General features: G+C 69.0%; 1 protein-coding gene (cut by a window edge). It reads left to right on the top strand.

The window, feature by feature from the left end:
* On the top strand, positions 1-21,792 hold the 3' portion of the coding sequence (locus OG205_RS19270; RefSeq protein ID WP_330277615.1) for an SDR family NAD(P)-dependent oxidoreductase. The gene continues 7,920 nt to the left of window position 1, outside the view; only the last 21,792 of its 29,712 coding nucleotides appear in the window; its start codon lies beyond the left edge, outside the window; the stop codon is at positions 21,790-21,792.

Here is a 21,792-nt window from a genome sequence, read left to right as displayed (position 1 = left end):
ACCGAGCACGCGTCCGGCTTCCTGACGTCCGGCACCACGACCGCGGACTTCGACACCTCGACGTGGCCGCCCGCGGGCGCGGAGGCCGTGCAGATCGACGGCGCGTACGAGCGGTTCGCGGAGCTCGGGTTCGACTACGGGCCCGCGTTCCAGGGTCTGCGGGCCGCGTGGAAGCTGGGCGACGAGGTGTTCGCCGAGGTCGCGCTCCCCGAGGACGTGACGGCCACCGGCTTCGGCATCCACCCGGCGCTGCTCGACGCGGCGCTGCACGCGGTCGCGTTCGCCGACCAGCGGACCGAGGGCGCGGTGCCGTTCTCGTGGGAAGGCGTCGCGCTGCACGCGGTCGGCGCTACGTCGTTGCGGGTGCGGGTGCGGACCACGAGCGACAGCTCCATGGAGATCGCCCTCGCCGACGACGCCGGTACGCCGGTCGCGACGGTCGGCTCGCTCGTCACGCGGGCCGTGTCGGCGCAGCAGCTCAGTGCCGCGCAGGACGCGCTGTTCGGGCTGGACTGGGTGCCGATCACGCTCACCGAGGCGGTCCCGGCCGCTCACGTCGTCGAGCGCGTCGAGACGGACGGCTCTCCGGTCGAGGCCGCGCACGCCGTGACTGCTCAGGCGCTCGCGAAGATCCAGGAGTGGATCGCGGCCGAACGCGCCGAGAAGCTCGTTTTCGTGACGCGGCAAGGCGATCTGGGCGCGTCGGCGGTCTGGGGACTGGTGCGGGCCGCGCAGTCGGAGCACCCCGGCCGGTTCGCGTTGATCGAGACCGACGGCGAACTGCCGGACGCGGCGCTCGCGAGCGCCGAACCCCAACTGCGGGTGCGGGGCGGCGAGGTCTTCGTGCCGCGTGTCGCCCGTGTCGCCGCCGGTGACAGCGTTGTGCTGGAAGGACCTGTGTTGGTCACCGGCGGTACCGGTGGTCTCGGCCAGGTCATCGCGCGGCACCTTGTGGCCGCACATGGTGTCCGCGACCTGGTGCTGGTCAGTCGGCGCGGTGAGACGCCGGACTGGGTGGCGGAGCTGGACGCGTCGGTCACGGTCGCGGCTTGTGATGTCGCCGATCGGCACGCCGTCGCCAACCTCCTTGCAGGGCATCAGATCCGTTCCATCGTGCACACCGCGGGCGTTCTGGACGACGGCGTCATCGAGTCACTCACGCCAGAGCGTCTGTCGAACGTGTTGCGCCCCAAGATCGACGCCGCGTGGAACCTGCACGAGCTCGCCGGCGACGTCACGGAGTTCGTCGTCTACTCGTCCGGTGCGGGCATCTTCGGGTCCTCGGGCCAGGGCAACTACGCGGCGGGCAACACGTTCCTCGACGCGTTGGTCGAGCACCGGCGTTCGCAGGGCTTGCCGGGCGTGTCGCTGGCGTGGGGCGCGTGGGCGGAGACGGGCATGCTGTCCGGCGCCGACGCCGAGCGGCTCGCCAAGTCGGGCATGCCGCCGATCACGCCCGCGGAAGGCGTCGAACTCTTCGACGCCGCACTGTCTTCCGGTGCCGCGCTGGTGTTGCCGCTGCGGCTGGATCTGCCGGTGTTCCGTTCCCGTGGCGAGGTTCCGGCCGTGCTGCAGGGGCTCGTGAAGGTCCGGGCTCGCCGGACGTCGGCGTCCGGCACCTCGTCGTCGCTGGTGCGGAAACTGGCCGGTCTCGATGACGCCGGCCGCCTGGAGGCGTTGCTGGACCTGGTCCGGGCCGAGGTCGGTGCGGTGCTCGGACACAGCGGCGCCGAGACGATCGACCCGTCGCGCGCCTTCCAGTCACTGGGCTTCGACTCGCTGACGGCGGTCGAGCTGCGCAACCGTCTCGGCGAGGTGACCGGGCTGCGCCTGCCCGCGACGCTGACATTCGACTACCCGACCGCCGCCGTGCTTGCCGGTTTCCTGAAGGACGAGCTGTTCGGCGCTGTGGACGCGGTGTCACAGCTTCCTGCGCTGATGTCCACTTCGGACGATCCGATCGTGATCGTAGGCATGGCCTGCCGCTATCCCGGAGGCGTGTCGTCGCCCGAGGACCTGTGGCGACTCGTGGACGAGGGCGTCGACGCGATCACGGAGTTCCCGGTCAACCGCGGCTGGGACGTCGACGGCATCTACCACCCGGACCCCGACCACGCGGGCACGACCTACTCGATCGCCGGTGGCTTCCTGCACGAGGCGGGCGCGTTCGACCCGGCGTTCTTCGGTATGTCCCCACGCGAAGCCCTGGCCACGGACTCGCAGCAGCGCCTGCTGCTCGAGACCACCTGGGAGGCGCTGGAACGCTCCGGGATCGACCCGGCCTCGTTGCGGGGCAGTGCGACCGGCGTGTTCACCGGCGTCATGTACAACGACTACGCGTCCATTCTGGATGGTGGCGAGTTCGAGGGACACCAGGGCCAGGGCAGCGCGGGCTCGATCGCTTCGGGCCGCGTCTCCTACACGTTCGGCTTCGAGGGCCCAGCCGTCACGGTCGACACCGCGTGCTCTTCTTCCTTGGTGGCGCTGCATCTGGCTTCGCAGGCGCTGCGGTCGGGGGAGTGCTCGCTGGCCGTCGCGGGCGGCGTGACCGTGATGTCGACGCCCACCACCTACGTCGAGTTCTCCCGTCAGCGCGGACTTTCCGTTGACGGACGGTGCAAGGCGTTCTCCAACGACGCGGACGGCACCGGTTGGGGTGAGGGTGTCGGTCTGCTGGTGCTGGAACGTCAGTCTGATGCTGTTCGCAACGGTCACACCATCTTGGCGGTCGTGCGCGGCTCGGCTGTCAACCAGGACGGTGCTTCCAACGGCCTGACCGCGCCGAACGGCCCGTCGCAGCAACGCGTGATCCGCGCGGCGCTGGGTTCGGCCGGTTTGTCGCCGACGGACGTTGACGTGGTCGAGGCGCACGGCACCGCGACCAGGCTGGGCGACCCGATCGAGGCGCAGGCGCTGCTGGCGGTGTACGGGCAGGACCGCTCCGAGCCGCTCTACCTGGGTTCGATCAAGTCGAACATCGGCCACACGCAGGCCGCCGCGGGCGTCGCGGGCGTGATCAAGATGGTGCAGGCGCTGCGCCACGGCGTGCTGCCCGAGACGCTGCACGTCGGCACGCCGACCACGCAGGTCGACTGGGAGTCCGGCGCCGTCGAGGTGCTGACCTCGTCCCGCACGTGGCCTTCGGTGTCACGCGCCCGTCGCGCGGGCGTCTCGTCGTTCGGTGTCTCGGGCACGAACGCGCACGTGATCTTGGAAGCTCCTGAGGCTCAGGAATTGTCAGACCTGCCTGAGATGATTGGGATGGGGGGTAGTTCCCCCCAGGGGGTCAGCCAATCCGAATCGATCCCGAAGGTCGGCGTGGTGCCGTTGGTGGTGTCGGCCAAGTCGGCGGCGGCGTTGCGGGCGCAGGTCGAGCGGATCACGGCGTTGGTGGGCAGTGGTGTGTCCGCTGTGGACGTTGGCTTCTCGTTGGCCACCACGCGGGCGTTGTTCGACCACCGGGCCGTGGTGCTCGGCGGTGAGGTTGTCGCGGAAGGGGTGGCGGCAGGGAGGCCGTTGGCGTTCCTGTTCTCCGGGCAAGGGGCGCAGCGGATCGGGGCCGGGCGTGAGCTGTACGAGGCGTTCCCGGTGTTCGTCGAGGCGCTCGATGCCGCGCTGGTCAACCTCGACCCGGCGTTGCGTGAGGTCATGTGGGGCGACGATCAGGATGCGTTGAACCAGACCGGCGTGGCACAGCCGGCGTTGTTCGCCGTTGAGGTGGCGCTGTACCGGTTGATCGAATCGTTCGGGGTGCGGCCGGACCACCTGGTCGGGCACTCGGTCGGGGAGATCGCGGCGGCGCACGTCGCGGGTGTCTTGAGCCTTGAGGACGCGTGCTTGCTGGTTACGGCGCGGGCGGCTCTCATGCAAGCGTTGCCGGCCGGTGGCGCGATGGTGTCCGTCATCGCTTCCGAAGAAGAGGTGTTGCCGCACCTCACCGCGGGCGTATCGATCGCGGCGGTCAACGGACCGCGCACGGTCGTGATCGCTGGTGTCGAAGACGAGGTGCTGGCTGTTGCTGAGCGGTGGAAGAGCAAGCGGCTGAAGGTGTCGCATGCGTTCCACTCGCCGTTGATGGAGCCGATGCTGGGCGACTTCCGTGAAGCGATCAGCGGGATCGAGTTCCGTGAGCCGGTTGTCGGAATCTCGACATCCGGCGATGTCACCACTGTCGACTACTGGGTGAACCACGTCCGGGACGCGGTGCGGTTCCACGAGAACGTCACTCGGCTGGGCGACGTCACGCTGCTGGAGGTCGGGCCGGACGCGCAGTTGAGCGCGATGGTGGACGGCTCGACGGCGGTGCTGAGGCGTGATCGCGGTGAAGTCGCGTCAATGTTGACTGCACTCGGTCAAGTACATGTTGACGGAATCAACGTTGACTGGATGCAGCTGTACACCGGTGGACGGAAGGTCGATCTGCCCACGTACGCGTTCGAGCACCAGATGTTCTGGCCGATGGCGGTGCGCAAGGCCGGTGACGTCGGTGCGCTCGGGCTCACGCGGGTGGAGCACCCGTTGCTCGGGGCGGCGGTCGACGTCGCCGGTGCGGACGGGGTGCTGTTCACGAGCAGGTTGTCGCTGAGCTCGCACCCGTGGCTCGCGGATCACCGGGTGTTCGGGCAGGTGCTGCTTCCCGGCACGGCGTTCCTGGAGCTCGCGGTCCGCGCGGGTGACGAGGTCGGGCTCGACCGCGTCGACGAGTTGACGCTGGCCGCGCCGCTCGTGCTGCCCGAGCAGGGTGCTGTGCGGCTCCAGGTCGCGGTGGGCGCGGACGAGAACGGGCGTCGTACGGTTGGAGTCTTCTCACGGCCGGATGGCGAGAACGCGCCGTGGACGCAGCACGCCACCGGTTTCTTGGCGAGTGGCGCGACTGCCAGTGACTTCGACGCGACCGTCTGGCCGCCGAACGCGGAAAGCGTTGACGTCGAAGGGGCCTACGAGCGGTTCGCGGAGAACGGCTTCGAGTACGGGCCGGTGTTCCAGGGGCTGCGGGCGGTCTGGCGCGGGGACGGCGAGGTGTTCGCCGAGGTCGCGCTGCCCGAGGACGTGGACGGGGCGGCGTTCGGGCTGCACCCGGCGCTGCTCGACGCCACCCTGCACGCCGGCGGGTTCTTCGACGGGGCCGAGGCGGGGCTGCCGTTCTCGTGGGAAGGCGTGTCGCTGCACGCCACCGGTGCTGCTGCGGTCCGGGTGAGGCTGCGGCGCGACGGGGACGCGTGGGTGATCACGGTCGCCGACACGACAGGCGCTCCGGTTGCGACGATCGGGTCGCTGGTGACGCGGGCGGTGTCCGGGCAGCAGGTGAGCGCGGTGGACCGCGACTCGTTGTTCCGGCTCGACTGGGCGCCGGTGTCGCTGCCCAACGCCGGTGCGGCCGCCGTGTGTGTGGAGGAGTTCGTCGGCGACGGGGATGTCGTCGCGCAGACGCACGCTCTCGCCGCCCGTGCGCTGGAGTTGGTGCAGCGCTGGATCGCTGAGGAGCGTGCCGAACGGCTTGTGTTCGTGACGCGGCAGGACGACTTGGCCGCGAGCGCGGTTCACGGTCTGGTCCGGGCCGCACAGAACGAGCACCCCGGCCGGTTCACGCTCGTCGACACCGATGCCGAGGTGTCCGAGCAGGTTCTCGCGATCGACGAGCCGCAGCTGCGGGTGCGCGACGGCCAGGTCTCCGTGGCACGGCTCGCGCGGGCCGAGGCTGCGGAGCCGGGCGAGTTCACTGGCCCTGTGTTGATCACTGGCGGTACCGGCGGGCTGGGACGGGTGATCGCGAAGCATCTCGCCGAACGTTACGGAGTCAAGGATCTGGTGCTGGTCAGCCGCACCGGCAAGGCTGAAGTGTCCGATTTGGACTTCAAGGTTGTCGTGGTCGCGTGCGATGTCAGTGACCGCAAGGCGTTGCAGAAGGTGTTGAAGAAGCACAAGGTCCGCAGCGTTGTGCACACCGCCGGCGTGCTGGACGACGGCGTGATTGAATCGCTCACGCCGGAACGGCTCTCGGCCGTGCTCAAGCCCAAGGTCGACGCCGCCTGGAACCTGCACGAACTCACCAAGAACCTCGACAACTTCATCATCTTCTCCAGCGCCGCCGGCACATTCGGTGCTGCGGGGCAGGCGAACTACGCGGCGGGTAACGCGTTCCTCGACGCGCTGGCGCAGCACCGGCGTTCGGCCGGACTTCCGGCGGTGTCGCTGGCGTGGGGCGCGTGGAACCAGACCGGCATGCTGTCCGAGGCGGACGCCGAACGCATGGCACGCGGCGGAACTCCGCCGCTGTCGGTGGAGCAGGGGCTCGCGCTGTTCGACGCGGCGATCGCCGGCGAGGACGCGGTGCTGCTGCCGTTGCGCCTGGACCTCGCGACGTTGCGCGGCCACAACGAGATCCGCCCGCTGCTGCGCGGACTGATCCGCACGAAGGCTCGTCGTGCGGCGGCCCAGGCCGACTCCGGGCTGGTGCAGCGACTCACCTCGATGGCCGCGGAAGCCCGGCTCACCGCGCTGCTCGACCTGGTGCGCACCGAGGTCGCCGCAGTGCTCGGCCACGACGGCGTCGCCGCGGTGGACCCGGCGAAGGCGTTCCAGGACCTCGGTTTCGACTCGCTCACCGCGGTCGACCTGCGCAACCGGCTGACTGGAGTCACCGGGTTGCGCCTGCCGAGCACGCTGATCTTCGACTACCCGACGTCGGCGGTGCTCGCGGGTTTCCTGCGTGACGAACTGTTCGGTGCCTCGGACGTACTGAAGTCGCTGCCCGCGCTGACGTCCACTTCGGACGATCCGATCGTGATCGTCGGCATGGCCTGCCGCTATCCCGGTGGTGTCGCCACACCGGAACAGTTGTGGGATCTCGTGGTCGATGGCCGCGACGCCATCACGGAGTTCCCGTCCAACCGCGGCTGGGACCTCGACTCGCTCTACCACCCGGATCCGGACCACGTCGGCACCTCGTACACGAAGTCCGGTGGCTTCCTGCACGACGCCGACCAGTTCGATCCGGAGTTCTTCGGCATGTCGCCGCGTGAGGCGGTGTCGACCGACGCGCAGCAGCGTCTGCTGCTCGAGGCGTCGTGGGAGGCGCTGGAGCGGTCGGGGATCGACCCCGTCGCGTTGAAGGGCAGCCCGACCGGTGTGTTCGCCGGTGTCATGTACAACGATTATTCGCTGCTGCTCGAAGGTGACTCCGAGGGCTACCAGACGACCGGTGGTTCGCCTTCGGTGGTGTCGGGCCGTGTGTCCTACACGTTCGGCTTCGAGGGGCCCGCGGTCACGCTCGACACGGCGTGCTCGTCGTCGTTGGTTGCGATGCACTGGGCGATGCAGGCTCTCCGCGCCGGTGAGTGCTCGCTGGCGCTGGCCGGCGGCGTGACCGTGCTGGCTTCTCCTGGCGCGTTCATCGGGTTCTCGCGGCAGCGCGGGCTTTCGCCGGACGGCCGCTGCAAGGCGTTCTCCGACTCCGCCGATGGTGTCGGCTGGTCCGAGGGTGTCGGTGTGGTCGTGCTGGAACGGCTGTCCGACGCTGTTCGCAACGGCCACGACGTGTTGGCTGTCGTGCGTGGCTCGGCGGTCAACCAGGACGGCGCTTCCAACGGCTTGACCGCGCCCAACGGTCCCTCGCAGCAGCGGGTGATCCGGCAGGCGCTGGCGTCCGCCGGTCTGTCCACTGCGGACGTCGACGTCGTCGAAGCACACGGCACGGGTACGTCTTTGGGTGACCCGATCGAGGCGCAGGCGTTGCTCGCGACCTACGGCCAGGACCGGCCGTCGCCGCTGCTGCTCGGGTCGATCAAGTCCAACATCGGTCACACCCAGGCCGCGGCCGGTGTGGCGGGCGTGATCAAGATGGTGCAGGCGCTGCGGCACGGCGTCGTGCCGCAGACGCTGCACATCGACTCCCCGTCGTCCCACGTGGACTGGGAGGCGGGTTCGGTCCAGCTGCTGACCGGCAACGCTTCGTGGCCTGAGGTCTCTCGTGTCCGCCGCGCGGGCGTCTCCTCGTTCGGTGTCTCGGGCACGAACGCACACGTGATCTTGGAAGCGCCTGACGCTCAGGAATTGTCAGACCTGCCTGAGATGATTGAGATGGGGGCTCGCAGCCCCCTGGGGGCCAGCCAACCGGGATCGATTCAGGTCGTAGGTGCGCCGCTGGTGGTGTCGGCGAAGTCGGCGGCGTCGTTGCGGGCCCAGGTCGAGCAGGTCGGTGCGCTTGTGGCGAGTGGTGTGTCCGCTGTGGACGTCGGGTTCTCGCTGGCGACCACGCGGGCGTTGTTCGATCACCGGGCGGTGGTGTGGAACGGTGTTGAGCTCGCTGGCGGTGTGGTGAAGAACCGGCCGCTTGCTTTCGTGTTCTCCGGGCAGGGGTCGCAGCGCGTTGGCATGGGGCGTGAGTTGTACGAGGCGTTCCCGGTGTTCGCGGAGGCCTTGGACGCCGCGCTGGTCAACCTCGACCCCGCGTTGCGCGAGGTCATGTGGGGCGACGACGCCGAGGCGCTGAACCAGACCGGCTACGCGCAGCCTGCGATCTTCGCGGTCGAGGTGGCGTTGTTCCGGTTGCTGGAGTCGTTCGGGGTGCGGCCCTCGCAGCTGGCCGGGCATTCGATCGGTGAGATCGCGGCCGCGCACGTCGCGGGCGTGCTGAGCCTGGATGACGCGTGCATGTTGGTGACGGCGCGTTCGGCGCTCATGCAGGCGTTGCCGGCCGGCGGCGCGATGGTGTCCGTCATCGCGTCCGAGGACGAGGTGTGTGAGCACCTGACGGATGGTGTGTCTGTTGCCGCCGTCAACGGGCCGCGGTCTGTGGTGATCGCTGGTGTTGAGGCAGAGGTTCTGGCCCTTGCGGAGCGGTGGAAGAACAAGCGGCTGAAGGTGTCGCACGCGTTCCACTCGGCGTTGATGGAGCCGATGCTGGGCGACTTCCGTGAGGCGATCAGCGGGCTCGAGTTCCGTGAGCCAGTTGTCGAGATGTTGACATCCGGCGATGTCACGACCGTCGACTACTGGGTCGACCACGTCCGGGACACCGTTCGTTTCCACGACAACGTCGCTCGGCTGGGTGACGTGGTGTTGGTCGAGGTGGGGCCGGATGCGCAGTTGACGGCGATGGTTGACGGGTTGATTCCGACGTTGACGCGGGTCAAGTCTGATGTTGAGTCAATGTTGACTGCACTGAGTCATGTACATGTCGACGGAATCAATGTTGATTGGGTGCGGTTCTACGGCGGCGGCAAGAGGGTCGAGCTGCCCACCTACCCGTTCAACCGGCAGCGGTACTGGCCGGCGAGTGCCGGCAAGGCATCGGACGCGTCCGGGCTCGGGCTGGTCAGCGTCGGGCATCCGTTGCTCGGCGCGTCGGTGGAGCTCGCCGAGGGCGAAGGCGTCGTGTTCACCAGCCGGGTGTCGCTGAGCACGCACCCGTGGCTCGCCGACCACGTGATCATGGGGCGCAACCTGGTGCCGGCCGCCGTGCTGATCGAGCTGGCCATGAGGGCCGCGGACGAGGTCGGGCTCGACCGGGTCGACGACCTCACGCTGGCCGCGCCGCTCGTCCTGCCGGAGCGCGGGGCTGTGCAGGTGCAGTTGAAGGTCGGTGCGGAGAGCAACGGTCGTCGGCAGTACGCGATCCACTCACGGCCTGAGGGCGCGCCGGACATGCCGTGGACGCAGCACGCGACCGGTTTCCTGGCGAGTGGCACGACCACGGGCAGCTTCGACGCTTCCGTCTGGCCGCCTGCCGGGGCCGTGGAGATGGACTACGAGGAGTGCTACGAGCGGTTCGCGAGCGTCGGGTTCGCCTACGGGCACGCGTTCCAGAACCTCAAGGCGGCCTGGCGGGTCGGCGGGGAGATCTACGCCGAACTCGCGTTGCCGGAAGATGTCGACGGGGCTGCCTACGGTCTGCATCCGGCGTTGCTCGACTCGGCGCTGCACGCGGCGTTGCTGGACGAGACGCTCGACGCGGGTCTGCCGTTCTCGTGGGAGGGCGTGTCGCTGCACGCCACCGGGGCGAGCGAGTTGCGCGTCAAGCTGACCCGCGACGAGGGCGGCATGCGCAGGACGATCGCGCTGGCCGACGTCACGGGCGCGCCGGTCGCCACGGTCGAGGCCGTGATCGTGCGGGCGGTCAACGTCGAGCAGCTCGGCGAAGCCAGGCAGAACGAGCTGTTCGGGCTCGAGTGGGTGCCGGTCACGCAGGAGGACGTCGCCGCGCCCGCGTCCGTCGCGGTGCTCGGTCCGGACGTGCTTGCTCTCGGCTTCCCGGTCGTCGACACGATCACCGACGCCGATGCGGGGCTTGTGCTGGTGCCGATCGTGGGATCGGAAGACGTGCTCGGCAGCACGCACCGCAACACGGCGCAAGTGCTGGGGCTGGTGCAGGAGTGGATCAGCAGCGGCAAGGACGGCAGGCTCACGTTCGTCACGCGAGGGGCGACCACCGGTGAGGACATGGGTGCCGCCGCGGTCTGGGGTCTGGTGCGGTCGGCGCAGTCGGAGCACCCGGAACGCTTCGGGCTGATCGACCTGTGTGGCAACAACCTTTCCACCGCAATGGTTTCAGTGGCGTTCGGGGTCGACGAACCGCAGCTGGTGGTGCGTGACGGCGAGGTGCTGGCCGCACGGCTTGCGCGGGTCACCGGTGAGTCCGAAGCCCGGTGGGAAGGCAAGGTCCTGGTCACCGGCGGTACCGGCGGGCTGGGTGCGGTCGTCGCGAAGCATCTCGTTGAGGCGCATGGTGTTCGGGAGCTCCTGCTCGTGAGCCGTCGCGGTCAGGCCGACACGGCGGAGCTGGAAGCGTTGGGAGCACAGGTCACCGTCGCCGCGTGTGACGTGACCGACCGGGATGCTGTCGCGGAACTTCTTGCGCAGCACGAGATCCGGGGCGTCGTGCATGCGGCCGGTGTGCTGGACGACGGCGTGATCGAGTCGATGACGCCGGAGCGCGTCGCGAACGTGCTCAAGCCCAAGGCTGATGCCGCCTGGCACCTGCACGAGCTGACGTCCGACCTCACGGCGTTCGTGGTGTTCTCGTCGGCAGCCGGTGTGTTCGGCAACGCCGGGCAGGCCAACTACGCGGCGGGCAACGCGTTCCTCGACGCGCTTTCCGCGCACCGCAAGGCATCCGGTTTGCCCGCGACGTCGATGGCGTGGGGCGTGTGGGCCGGTGTCAGCGGGATGACCGGCGAGCTGACCGAGGCCGAGGCCGCGCGGATGACCGCGGCCGGCATGCCGCCGATCACGGTCGAGCAGGGGCTGGAGCTGTTCGACGCGGCCGTGGCCAGCGGGGCGGCGCTGACCGTTCCGGTGCGGCTCGACCTCGCGACGTTGCGGGCACGTGGTGCGGTGGCGCCGTTGCTGCAGGGGCTGATCCGGGTCAGGGCGCGGCGGGCGGCAGCTGGTTCCGCCACCGCTTCCGGGCTGGTGCAGAAGCTCGGCGCGATGGACGTCGCCGACCGGCGCTCGGCTCTCGTCGACCTGGTGCGCACGCAGGTGTCCTCGGTGCTGGGCCACGCCTCGATCGACGCCGTTGACGCGACGCGGGCGTTCCAGGACCTCGGTTTCGACTCGCTGACCGCCGTCGAGCTGCGCAACCAGCTGACCGAGGCGACCGGGCTGCGGCTGCCGGCGACGCTGGTGTTCGACTACCCGACGGCGATCGCGCTGGCCGATCACCTGCACGCCGAGCTGTTCGGTTCGGCTGACGTGGTGGCCGATCTGCCCGCGCTGGTGTCCACTTCGGACGATCCGATCGTGATCGTCGGCATGGCCTGCCGGTTCCCCGGTGGCGTGACGTCGCCGGAGACGCTGTGGGACCTGGTGGCGTCGGGCACGGACGCGATCACGCCGTTCCCGGCGAACCGCGGCTGGGATCTCGACTCGTTGTTCCACCCGGACCCCGACCATCTCGGCACGTCCTACGCGCGCGCTGGTGGCTTCCTGCACGACGCGGACCAGTTCGATCCGGCGTTCTTCGGGATGTCGCCGCGAGAGGCGCTCGGCACCGACGGACAGCAGCGCATCCTGCTGGAGACGACCTGGGAAGCGCTGGAACGGGCCGGAATCGACCCGCAGGCGTTGCGCGGCAGTCGAACCGGTGTGTTCGCCGGCGTCATGTACTCGGACTACGCGCAGATCCTGGAGTCCGACTCCGAAGGGCACCAGGGGGCCGGGACCTCGCCCTCGGTGGTGTCGGGCCGGGTGTCCTACACGTTCGGGTTCGAGGGGCCGTCGGTGTCGATCGACACCGCTTGCTCGTCGTCGCTGGTCGCGATGCACCTTGCGGCGCAGGCACTTCGGGCCGGTGAGTGCTCGCTGGCTTTGGCCGGTGGTGTGACCGTGATGTCGACGCCGGGTGCGTTCGTCGGGTTCTCTCGTCAGCGCGGGTTGTCGGAGGACGGTCGATGCAAGGCGTTCTCGGATTCCGCCGATGGCGTTGGTTGGTCTGAGGGTGTTGGTCTGCTCGTGTTGGAGCGTCAGTCGGATGCGGTGCGTCTTGGGCACACGGTTCTGGCGGTCGTGCGTGGTTCCGCGATCAATCAGGACGGTGCTTCTAACGGGCTGACGGCGCCTAACGGGCCGTCGCAGCAGAGGGTGATTCGGCAGGCGTTGGCGTCTGCGGGACTGACCACTGCTGATGTCGACACGGTTGAGGCGCACGGCACGGGTACGACTTTGGGTGACCCGATCGAGGCTCAGGCGCTGTTGGCGACGTACGGGCAGGATCGGGAGGTGCCGCTGCTGCTCGGTGGTATCAAGTCGAACATCGGGCACACGCAGGCCGCCGCGGGTGTGGCGGGCGTGATCAAGATGGTGCAGGCCATGCGGAACGGTGTTGTGCCGCCGACGCTGCACGTGACTTCGCCTTCGTCGCACGTCGACTGGAGCGAGGGGGCGGTCGAACTCGTCACCGAGGCGACGCCGTGGCCTGCGGTTTCGCGGCCGCGACGGGCCGGTGTCTCGTCGTTCGGGCTCTCCGGCACCAACGCGCACGTGATCTTGGAAGCGCCCGCATTGGGGATCCCCCCAATTTCCAGCGTACGCGATGAAAGTGCTGGTCAAGGGGCCGCTGGGCGATCTGTGGACAACTCGGCGCCTGTGGACAACCTGGTGCCGTTCGTGGTGTCGGCCAGGACCGCGGAGGCGTTGCCTGGGCAGATCGAGCGGGCCAAGGCCGCTGAAGGCGCGCCTGAGGACGTGGCGTTCTCGTTGGTGAACACTCGTGCGCGGTTCGATCATCGGGCCGTGGTGCTCGGGGACGAGGTGCTGGCGTCCGGGGTCGCGTTGTCGCAGCGGTCGGTCGCGGTGCTGTTCAGCGGGCAAGGGGCGCAGCGGGTTGGCATGGGGCGTGAGTTGTACGACGCGTTCCCCGTGTTCGCTGAGGCGCTGGACGCTGTGTTGATGTATCTCGACCCGGCTGTTCGGGACGTCATGTGGGGTGACGACCAGGAGGCGTTGAACCAGACCGGGGTGGCGCAGCCGGCGTTGTTCGCCGTGGAGGTGGCGCTGTACCGGTTGCTGGAGTCTTGGGGTGTCCAGGCCGATCAGGTTGCCGGGCATTCCATCGGGGAGATCGCGGCGGCGCACGTTGCGGGTGTGTTGAGCGTTGAGGACGCGTGTCTGCTGGTCACCGCGAGGTCTGCGCTCATGCAGGCGCTGCCTGAGGGTGGCGCGATGGTCTCGGTTCAGGCTTCTGAGGACGAGGTTCTGCCGCATCTCACGGATCGCGTGTCGATCGCGGCGGTCAACGGGCCCAAGTCCGTGGTGATCGCGGGTGCGGAAGACGACGTGCTGACGATCGCTGAGCGGTGGAAGAGCAAGCGGCTCAAGGTGTCGCACGCGTTCCACTCGCCGTTGATGGAGCCGATGCTGGACGACTTCCGCGAGTCGCTCGCGGAGATCACCCTGCGAGAGCCGAGCATTCCTGTTGTGGCGGGTGGGGACGTCACGACCGTTGACTACTGGGTGAGTCACGTTCGGGACGCGGTGCGGTTCACGGACAACGTGCAGCGGCTCAGGGATGGTGGCGCGACCACGTTCGTCGAGGTCGGGCCGGACGGGGTGCTCAGTGCTCTGGTCGAGGACGCGATTCCCCTGCTGCGCAAGGACAAGGGTGAGCGCGTTGCGGCGCTGACGGCGTTGGCTCGTCTGCACGTTGAAGGTGTGAGGGTCGACTGGAGCGGGTTCTGCGCCGGTGGCAAGAGGATCGACCTGCCCACCTACGCGTTCGACCACCAGCGGTACTGGCCCGCGGTACGGATCGGCGGGGACGACGCGTCGGGCATCGGCATGGTCGCGGTCGGGCACCCGTTGCTGATCGCGTCGGCGGAACTCGCTGACGGGGAAGGGTTCCTGTTCACGAGCAGGCTGGCGGCGCGCACGCATCCGTGGATTCGCCAGCACACGATCATGGGACGCGTGATGGTGCCGGGTGCGGCGCTCGTCGAGCTCGCGATGCGGGCCGGGGACGAGGTCGGGCTGGACCGGTTGGAGGAGCTGACGCTGTCGGCGCCGGTGATCCTGCCGGAGCACGGTGGGCTCGCGTTGCAGATGAAGGTGTCCGCCGGTGATGACCGCCGGACGTTCACCATCCACGCGCGGCCTGACGAGGTGACCGACGCGCCGTGGACCCAGGTGGTCAGCGGTGTGCTGGCCAAGGGGGAGCAGCGCGTCGAGTTCGACGTCTCGGTGTGGCCGCCCAAGGCTGAAGTTGTTGACGTGGAAGGGTGTTACGAGAAGTTCGCGGAGGCAGGGTTCGCTTACGGCGGGCTGTTCCAGGGGTTGCGGGCGGCCTGGCGCGACGGCGACACGACCTATGCCGAGGTAGCGCTGCCGGACGACGTCAACGTCAAGCCGTTCGGGCTGCACCCGGCGTTGCTCGACGCCGCGCTGCACGCCTCGCTGCTCGACGAGAGCGGGGCGGCCGGGTTGCCGTTCGCGTGGGAGAACGTGTCGCTGCACGCGACCGCGGCTACGGCGTTGCGGGTCAAGATGACGCGCGACGGCAACGGGCTGCGGATCGCGCTCGCCGACCCCGCCGGTAACCCGGTGGCGTCGGTCGAGTCGCTGGTGATGCGGGCCGTGGCGACCGAGCAGCCGGCTGAGTTGGACGCGTTGTTCGCGGTGCGGTGGACGCCGGTCGCGGTGCCGCCGGCCGGGGCGGGCAAGACGGTCAGCGTGCTGGGACCGGACGTGCTCGGGCTGTCCGTCGGACGGGTCGAGGGCCTGCTTTCCCTGGTGGACACGGACGTTGTGCTCGTGCCGGTCGCGGGGGAGCAGAGCGCCGAGTCGGTACGGGCCGTGACGCACCGGGCGTTGGAGCTGATCCAAGAATGGATTCGTGAGGACCGCGACGGGCGGCTGGTGTTCGTCACGCGCGGTGCGGTCGAGGGCGATGACCTGGCCGGAGCAGCGGTGTGGGGGCTGGTGCGGACCGCGCAGACCGAGCACCCGGACCGGTTCGGGTTGATCGACGTGGACGCCGAGGAGTCGTCGCTCGCGACGCTGCTCGGGGTGCTGGACCTGGACGAGCCGCAGGTGGTCGTGCGCGACGGTGAGGCTCGGGCGGCGCGTCTCGGGCGGGTCGCGGGCGTGACCGGCGAGGGTGGCTGGGAGAGCCCGGTGCTGATCACGGGCGGTACTGGCGGGCTCGGGCGGATCGTTGCCCGGCACCTGGTGGAGACGCACGGGGTCACCGAGCTGGTGCTGGTGAGCCGCAGCGGTTCCGGTGACGTGAGTGAGCTGGAGGCACTGGGCGCGAAGGTTTCTGTCGTTGCCTGTGATGCCGCTGACCGCACCGCGTTGTGGGAGGTGTTGAAGCAGCACAAGGTTCGCGGTGTCGTGCATGCGGCCGGTGTGCTGGACGACGGTGTGATCGAGTCGCTCACGCCGGAGCGGGTTGACGGTGTGTTGCGCGCCAAGGTCGACGCGGCACTGAACCTGCACGATCTCGTGACCGAAGCTTCCAGGTTCGTGGTGTTCTCGTCGGCGGCCGGGGTGTTCGGCAACGCCGGGCAGGGCAACTACGCCGCCGGCAACGCTTTCCTCGACGCACTGGCCGCGCACCGGCAGCTCAACGGGCTGCCTGGGGTGTCGCTCGCTTGGGGTGCCTGGGACACCGGCATGTTGTCGGCCGAGGACGCCGAACGGATGCAGCGCTCCGGTATGCCGGCCATTTCGACTGAGCTGGGGCTGCGGTTGTTCGACGCGGCGGTCGCCGGAGCGGAACCCGCGGTGGTCCCGGTGCGGCTCGACCTGGCCGCGCTGAAGCAGAGCGGCGACGTGAAACCGTTGCTGCGCGGACTGATCCGGGTCAAGACGCGGCGCAAGGTCGCCGGATCGGAGACGGCTTCCGGGCTGGTGCAGCGACTGTCCGTTCTGGACGAGGCCGGACGGAATGAAGCGTTGGTGGACCTGGTTCGCGGCGAGGTCGCGGCCGTGCTCGGATACGACACGATCGCTGCGGTCGACCCGGCGCGGGCGTTCCAGGAGCTCGGGTTCGACTCGCTGACCGCGGTCGAGCTGCGCAACCGGCTCACGGCGGTCACCGGGCTCAAGCTGCCCGCGACCGTGGTGTTCGACTACCCGTCGTCTGCGCAACTTGCCGGGTATCTGAAGGACGAACTGCTCGGAGCGGTCACGGACGTCTCGGACCTGCCCGCACTGGTGTCCACTTCGGACGATCCGATCGTGATCGTCGGCATGGCCTGCCGGTACCCCGGAGGTGTTTCCTCTCCGGAGGACCTGTGGGATCTGGTGGCTTCCGGCGTCGACGCGATCACGCCGTTCCCGGCGAACCGCGGCTGGGATCTGGACACGCTGTTCCACCCGGACCCCGACCACCCCGGCACGTCGTACGTGCGGGCGGGCGGCTTCCTGCACGACGCGGACCAGTTCGATCCGGAGTTCTTCGGGATGTCGCCGCGGGAGGCCGTCGCGACGGACTCGCAGCAGCGGCTCATGCTGGAGACCGCGTGGGAGGCGTTGGAGCGTTCCGGGATCGCGCCGGCATCGTTGCGTGGCAGCTCTACAGGTGTGTTCGCCGGTGTGATGTACAACGACTACACGCAGCTCATCGGCGGTGCGGACACCGAGGGCTTCGGTTCGACCGGTGCTTCGCCTTCGGTGATCTCCGGCCGGGTGTCCTACGCGCTTGGGCTTGAGGGGCCGTCGGTGTCTATCGACACCGCGTGCTCGTCGTCGTTGGTGGCGCTGCATTGGGCTATGCAGGCTCTTCGGGCCGGTGAGTGTTCATTGGCGTTGGCCGGTGGTGTGACCGTGATGTCGACTCCGGGGTCGTTCGTCGGGTTCTCCCGTCAGCGCGGATTGTCGGAGGACGGGCGGTGCAAGGCGTTCTCGGACACGGCCGATGGTGTCGGTTGGTCTGAGGGTGTTGGTCTGCTCGTGTTGGAGCGTCAGTCGGATGCGGTGCGTCTTGGGCACACGGTTCTTGCGGTCGTGCGTGGTTCCGCGATCAATCAGGATGGCGCGTCCAACGGGCTGACGGCGCCTAACGGGCCGTCGCAGCAGAGGGTGATTCGGCAGGCGTTGGCGTCTGCTGGGTTGTCTGCTGCTGATGTCGATGCCGTTGAGGCTCATGGCACCGGTACTTCTTTGGGTGACCCCATCGAGGCGCAGGCGCTGATGGCGACGTACGGGCAGGATCGGGAGGTGCCGCTGCTGCTCGGTGGCATCAAGTCGAACATCGGGCACACGCAGGCGGCGGCCGGTGTCGCGGGCATCATCAAGATGGTGCAGGCGATGCGGCACGGGGTGTTGCCGCGGACGTTGCACGCTTCGACGCCTTCGTCGCACGTCGACTGGAGCGAGGGCGCGGTCGAGCTGCTGCAGGAGAACACCACGTGGCCCTCGGTGGAGCGGGCGCGGCGGGCGGCGGTGTCGTCGTTCGGCATCAGCGGCACGAACGCGCACGTGATCTTGGAAGCGCCTGGAGCGCTGGGGATCCCCCCAATTTCCAGCGTACGCGATGAAAGTGCTGGTCAAGGGGCCGCGCGCGAATCTGTGGACAACTCGCGGCCTGTGGACAACCTCGTGCCGTTCGTGGTGTCGGCTCGGACTGAGGCGGCGCTGGACGGGCAGGTCGAGCGGATCCGGCAGGCCCGTGGGGCGGCCAAGGATGTCGCGTACTCGTTGCTGGCGAGCAGGACGTTGTTCGATCACCGGGCCGTGGTGCTCGGTGGTGAGGTGGTGGCTCGTGGGGCGGTGAGCAGGAAGCCGGTGGCGTTCCTGTTCAGCGGGCAGGGGTCGCAGCGGGTTGGCATGGGGCGTGAGCTGTACGAGGCGTATCCCGTGTTCGCCGGGGCGCTCGACGACGCGTTGCAGCACCTCGACCCCGCGCTGAAAGAAGTCATGTGGGGCGACGACCAGGAGGCGTTGAACCAGACCGGGTTCGCGCAGCCGGCGCTGTTCGCCGTTGAGGTTGCGCTGTACCGGTTGGTGGAGTCGTTCGGTGTCAAGCCGGATCACGTTGCCGGACACTCGATCGGCGAGGTCGCGGCGGCGCATGTCGCCGGGGTGCTGAGTCTGGAAGACGCTTGTCAGCTGATCACGGCGCGGGCTGCGCTCATGCAGGCGTTGCCGCAGGGTGGCGCGATGGTGTCCGTCATCGCCTCGGAGGAGGAGGTGACGCCGTACCTGACGGGCAACGTGTCGATCGCGGCGATCAACGGGCCGCGGACCGTGGTGCTGGCGGGCGAGGAGGACGAGGTCCTCAAGATCGCCAAGCAGTGGAAGTACAAGCAGCTCAAGGTGAGTCACGCGTTCCACTCGCCGTTGATGGAGCCGATGATGCCCGACTTCCGGGAGGCGATCAGCGAGATCAGCTTCCACGAACCGGCGATCGCGTTCCAGACCGCCGGAGACCCCACCACGGTCGACTACTGGGTCGGCCACGTCCGGGATGCCGTGCGGTTCCACGACAACGTGACCGCGCTGGGGGACAAGACGTTCCTGGAGATCGGGCCCGACGCGGCGCTCACCCCGCTGGTCGACGGCGCGATTCCGACGATCAAGCGGAACGAGAACGAGGTCGCGCGGTTCCTCACGGCGCTCGGCCAGGCTCACGTCGAGGGCGTCAAGGTCGACTGGACGCCGCTGCTCAGCCACGCCAAGAAGATCGACCTGCCCACCTACGCGTTCCGCCGGCAGTCGTACTGGCCGAAGGTCGTGGAGGGCGCGAGTGACGTCAAGGCGGCTGGTCTGGGCAGTGTCGGGCACCCGTTGCTCGGTGCGGCGGTCCAGCTCGCCGGGCAGGACGGGCACCTGTTCACCAGCCGGATCTCGCTCAGGACGCACGCCTGGCTCGCCGACCACGTGATCATGGGACGGGCGCTCGTGCCCGGCGCGGCGCTGGTGGAGGTCGCGCTCAAGGCCGGTGAGGAACTCGGGCTCGACACGCTGGAAGAGCTCACGATCGCGGCACCGCTGATGCTGCCCGAGCAGGGCGGCGTGCAGATCCAGGTCGCGATCGGCGCCGAGGAGAACGACAGGCGCTCCGTCACGATCTACAGCAGGCCCGAGGACACCGACCTGCCGTGGACCGAGAACGCCGGCGGCACGCTCAGCACCAGCGAGAGCCGCGGAACCGCGCTGACCGAGTGGCCACAAGGGGAGCCGATCGAACTGGACGGCGTCTACGACAAGTTCGCCGAGATCGGGTTCGCGTACGGGGACACGTTCCAGGGCCTCAAGAACGCGTGGCGCCACGATGGTGCCGTTCTCGCGGAGGTCGCGCTGCCCGACGGCGTCGAGCCCGGCGCGTTCGGACTGCATCCGGCACTGCTCGACGCCACGCTGCACACCGCGTTGCTGCAGGAAGGCGACGGGGGAGCGGGGCTCCCGTTCAGCTGGGAGGGCGTGAAGATCCACGCCACCGGTGCGGCAGCGGTCCGGGTCAGGATGACCAGGGACGACAGCGGCGCGATGCACATCGTCGTCGCCGACCCGCAGGGCAACCCGGTCGCCGAGGTCCGGTCGCTCGTGGTCCGGGCGGTCAACACGGGGCAGCTCAACGAGAACACCACCCGCGACGCCCTGTTCACGCTCGACTGGAAGCCGATCACCGCCACGGAAACCATCAACGCCACCGTGGCCATCGCGGGCGAGGACCACTTCGGACTGGTCGACCACTTCATCGCCGGACGCGTCTACGACACCATCGAGACCGCCGACGCCGAGGTCGTCCTCACCGAGATCAAGGCCTGCTCCGACGACGTCGTGGACTCCACGCACGCCGCCGTGAGCAACGCACTGATCAACGTCCAGCAGTGGATCACGGCGAACAGGCCGGGAAGGCTCTGGTTCGTCACGAAGAACGCCATCGCGGCTAACGACACAGAAGCGCCGGATCCCGTCGCGGCGGCGGTCTGGGGCCTCGTCAGGGTCGCGCAGTCCGAGCACCCCGGCACGTTCGGGCTGCTCGACATCGACGACGAGCGCTCCAGCCTCGCCGTGCTGCGGCAGGCGATCCAGGCCGAGGAACCGCAGATCGTCCTCCGCGGCGGCGAGATCCTCGGCGGCCGCCTCACCAGGGCGCAACGCGGCGAAGAAACGGCCGAGTACGGCAAGGTGCTCATCACCGGTGGCACGGGCGGTCTCGGCCGGATCATCGCGAAGCACCTCGTCGAGAACCACGGCGTGCGGGAACTCGTCCTCGCGAGTCGCACCGGCCAGGCGGACGTGCAAGACCTCGAGGCCGACGTCACCGTGGCGGCCTGCGATGTCAGTGACCGCGACGAACTCGCCGCACTGCTCGCCGACCACAACCCGGCGACGATCATCCACGCGGCAGGTGTCCTGGACGACGCCACCATCGAAACCCTGACGCTGGACCGCATCGACCCGGTGCTCCAGCCGAAGGTCGACGCGGCCTGGTACCTGCACGAACTGGCGCCGGAAGCCACCCTGATCCTGTTCAGCAGCGTCGCCGGCACGTTCGGCAACGCGGGTCAGGCCAACTACGCGGCGGCCAACGCCTTCCTCGACGCCCTTGCCGCACAACGCAAGGCGCGCGGCCAGAAGGCGATCAGCATGGCGTGGGGCGCCTGGGACACCGGCATGCTCAGTGCCCAGGACGCCGAACGCATGGCCCGCTCCGGAATGCCGGCGATCACCGAGGAACTCGGCGTCACCCTCTTCGACGAGGCACTCCAGACTGGCGCCGCAGCAACCCTTCCGGTGAAGCTGGACTTCGCGGTCCTGCGCAACCACGAGGTCGCACCGCTGTTGCGCGGCCTCGTGCGCACCAGGTCGAAGAAGGCCGTGGCAGGTCAGGAAACGGCCGACTCGCTGATCACCCGCCTGACCGCGCTCACCGACCAGGGACGCACCGACGCGTTGCTGGACCTGGTGCGAGGCCAGGTCACCGAGGTGCTCGGCCACGGCGAGAACGAGCAGATCGAGGGCGACCGGCAGTTCCAGGAGCTCGGCTTCGACTCGCTCACCGCGGTCGAACTGCGCAACCGCCTCGGCGGCGCGACGGGGTTGCGGCTGCCCGCCACGCTGGTGTTCGACTACCCGACGCCGAACGACCTGGTGGCACACCTCAAAACCGAGTTGCTGGCCGACGCGCCAGAGGCCGGGTTGCCGAGCGTGCTCGCCGACCTCGACGCGTTCGAGAAGGCACTCGCCGCGGCCAGCGTGGATCCCGCGCTGCACCAGCAGATCGCCGGGCGGCTCGACGTCCTGCGCACGAAGTGGGCCAAGAACACCAGCACCGAGAAGGACTTCGAGTCGGCTTCGGACGACGAGATGTTCGCGATGCTCGACGAAGAACTCGGTCTCTAG

Source organism: Lentzea sp. NBC_00516 (assembly GCF_036346835.1).
In the GTDB taxonomy this organism is placed as follows: domain Bacteria; phylum Actinomycetota; class Actinomycetes; order Mycobacteriales; family Pseudonocardiaceae; genus Lentzea; species Lentzea sokolovensis.
Note: the sequence above shows the minus strand (reverse complement) of the source record. Positions and strands in the feature narration are given on the sequence as shown.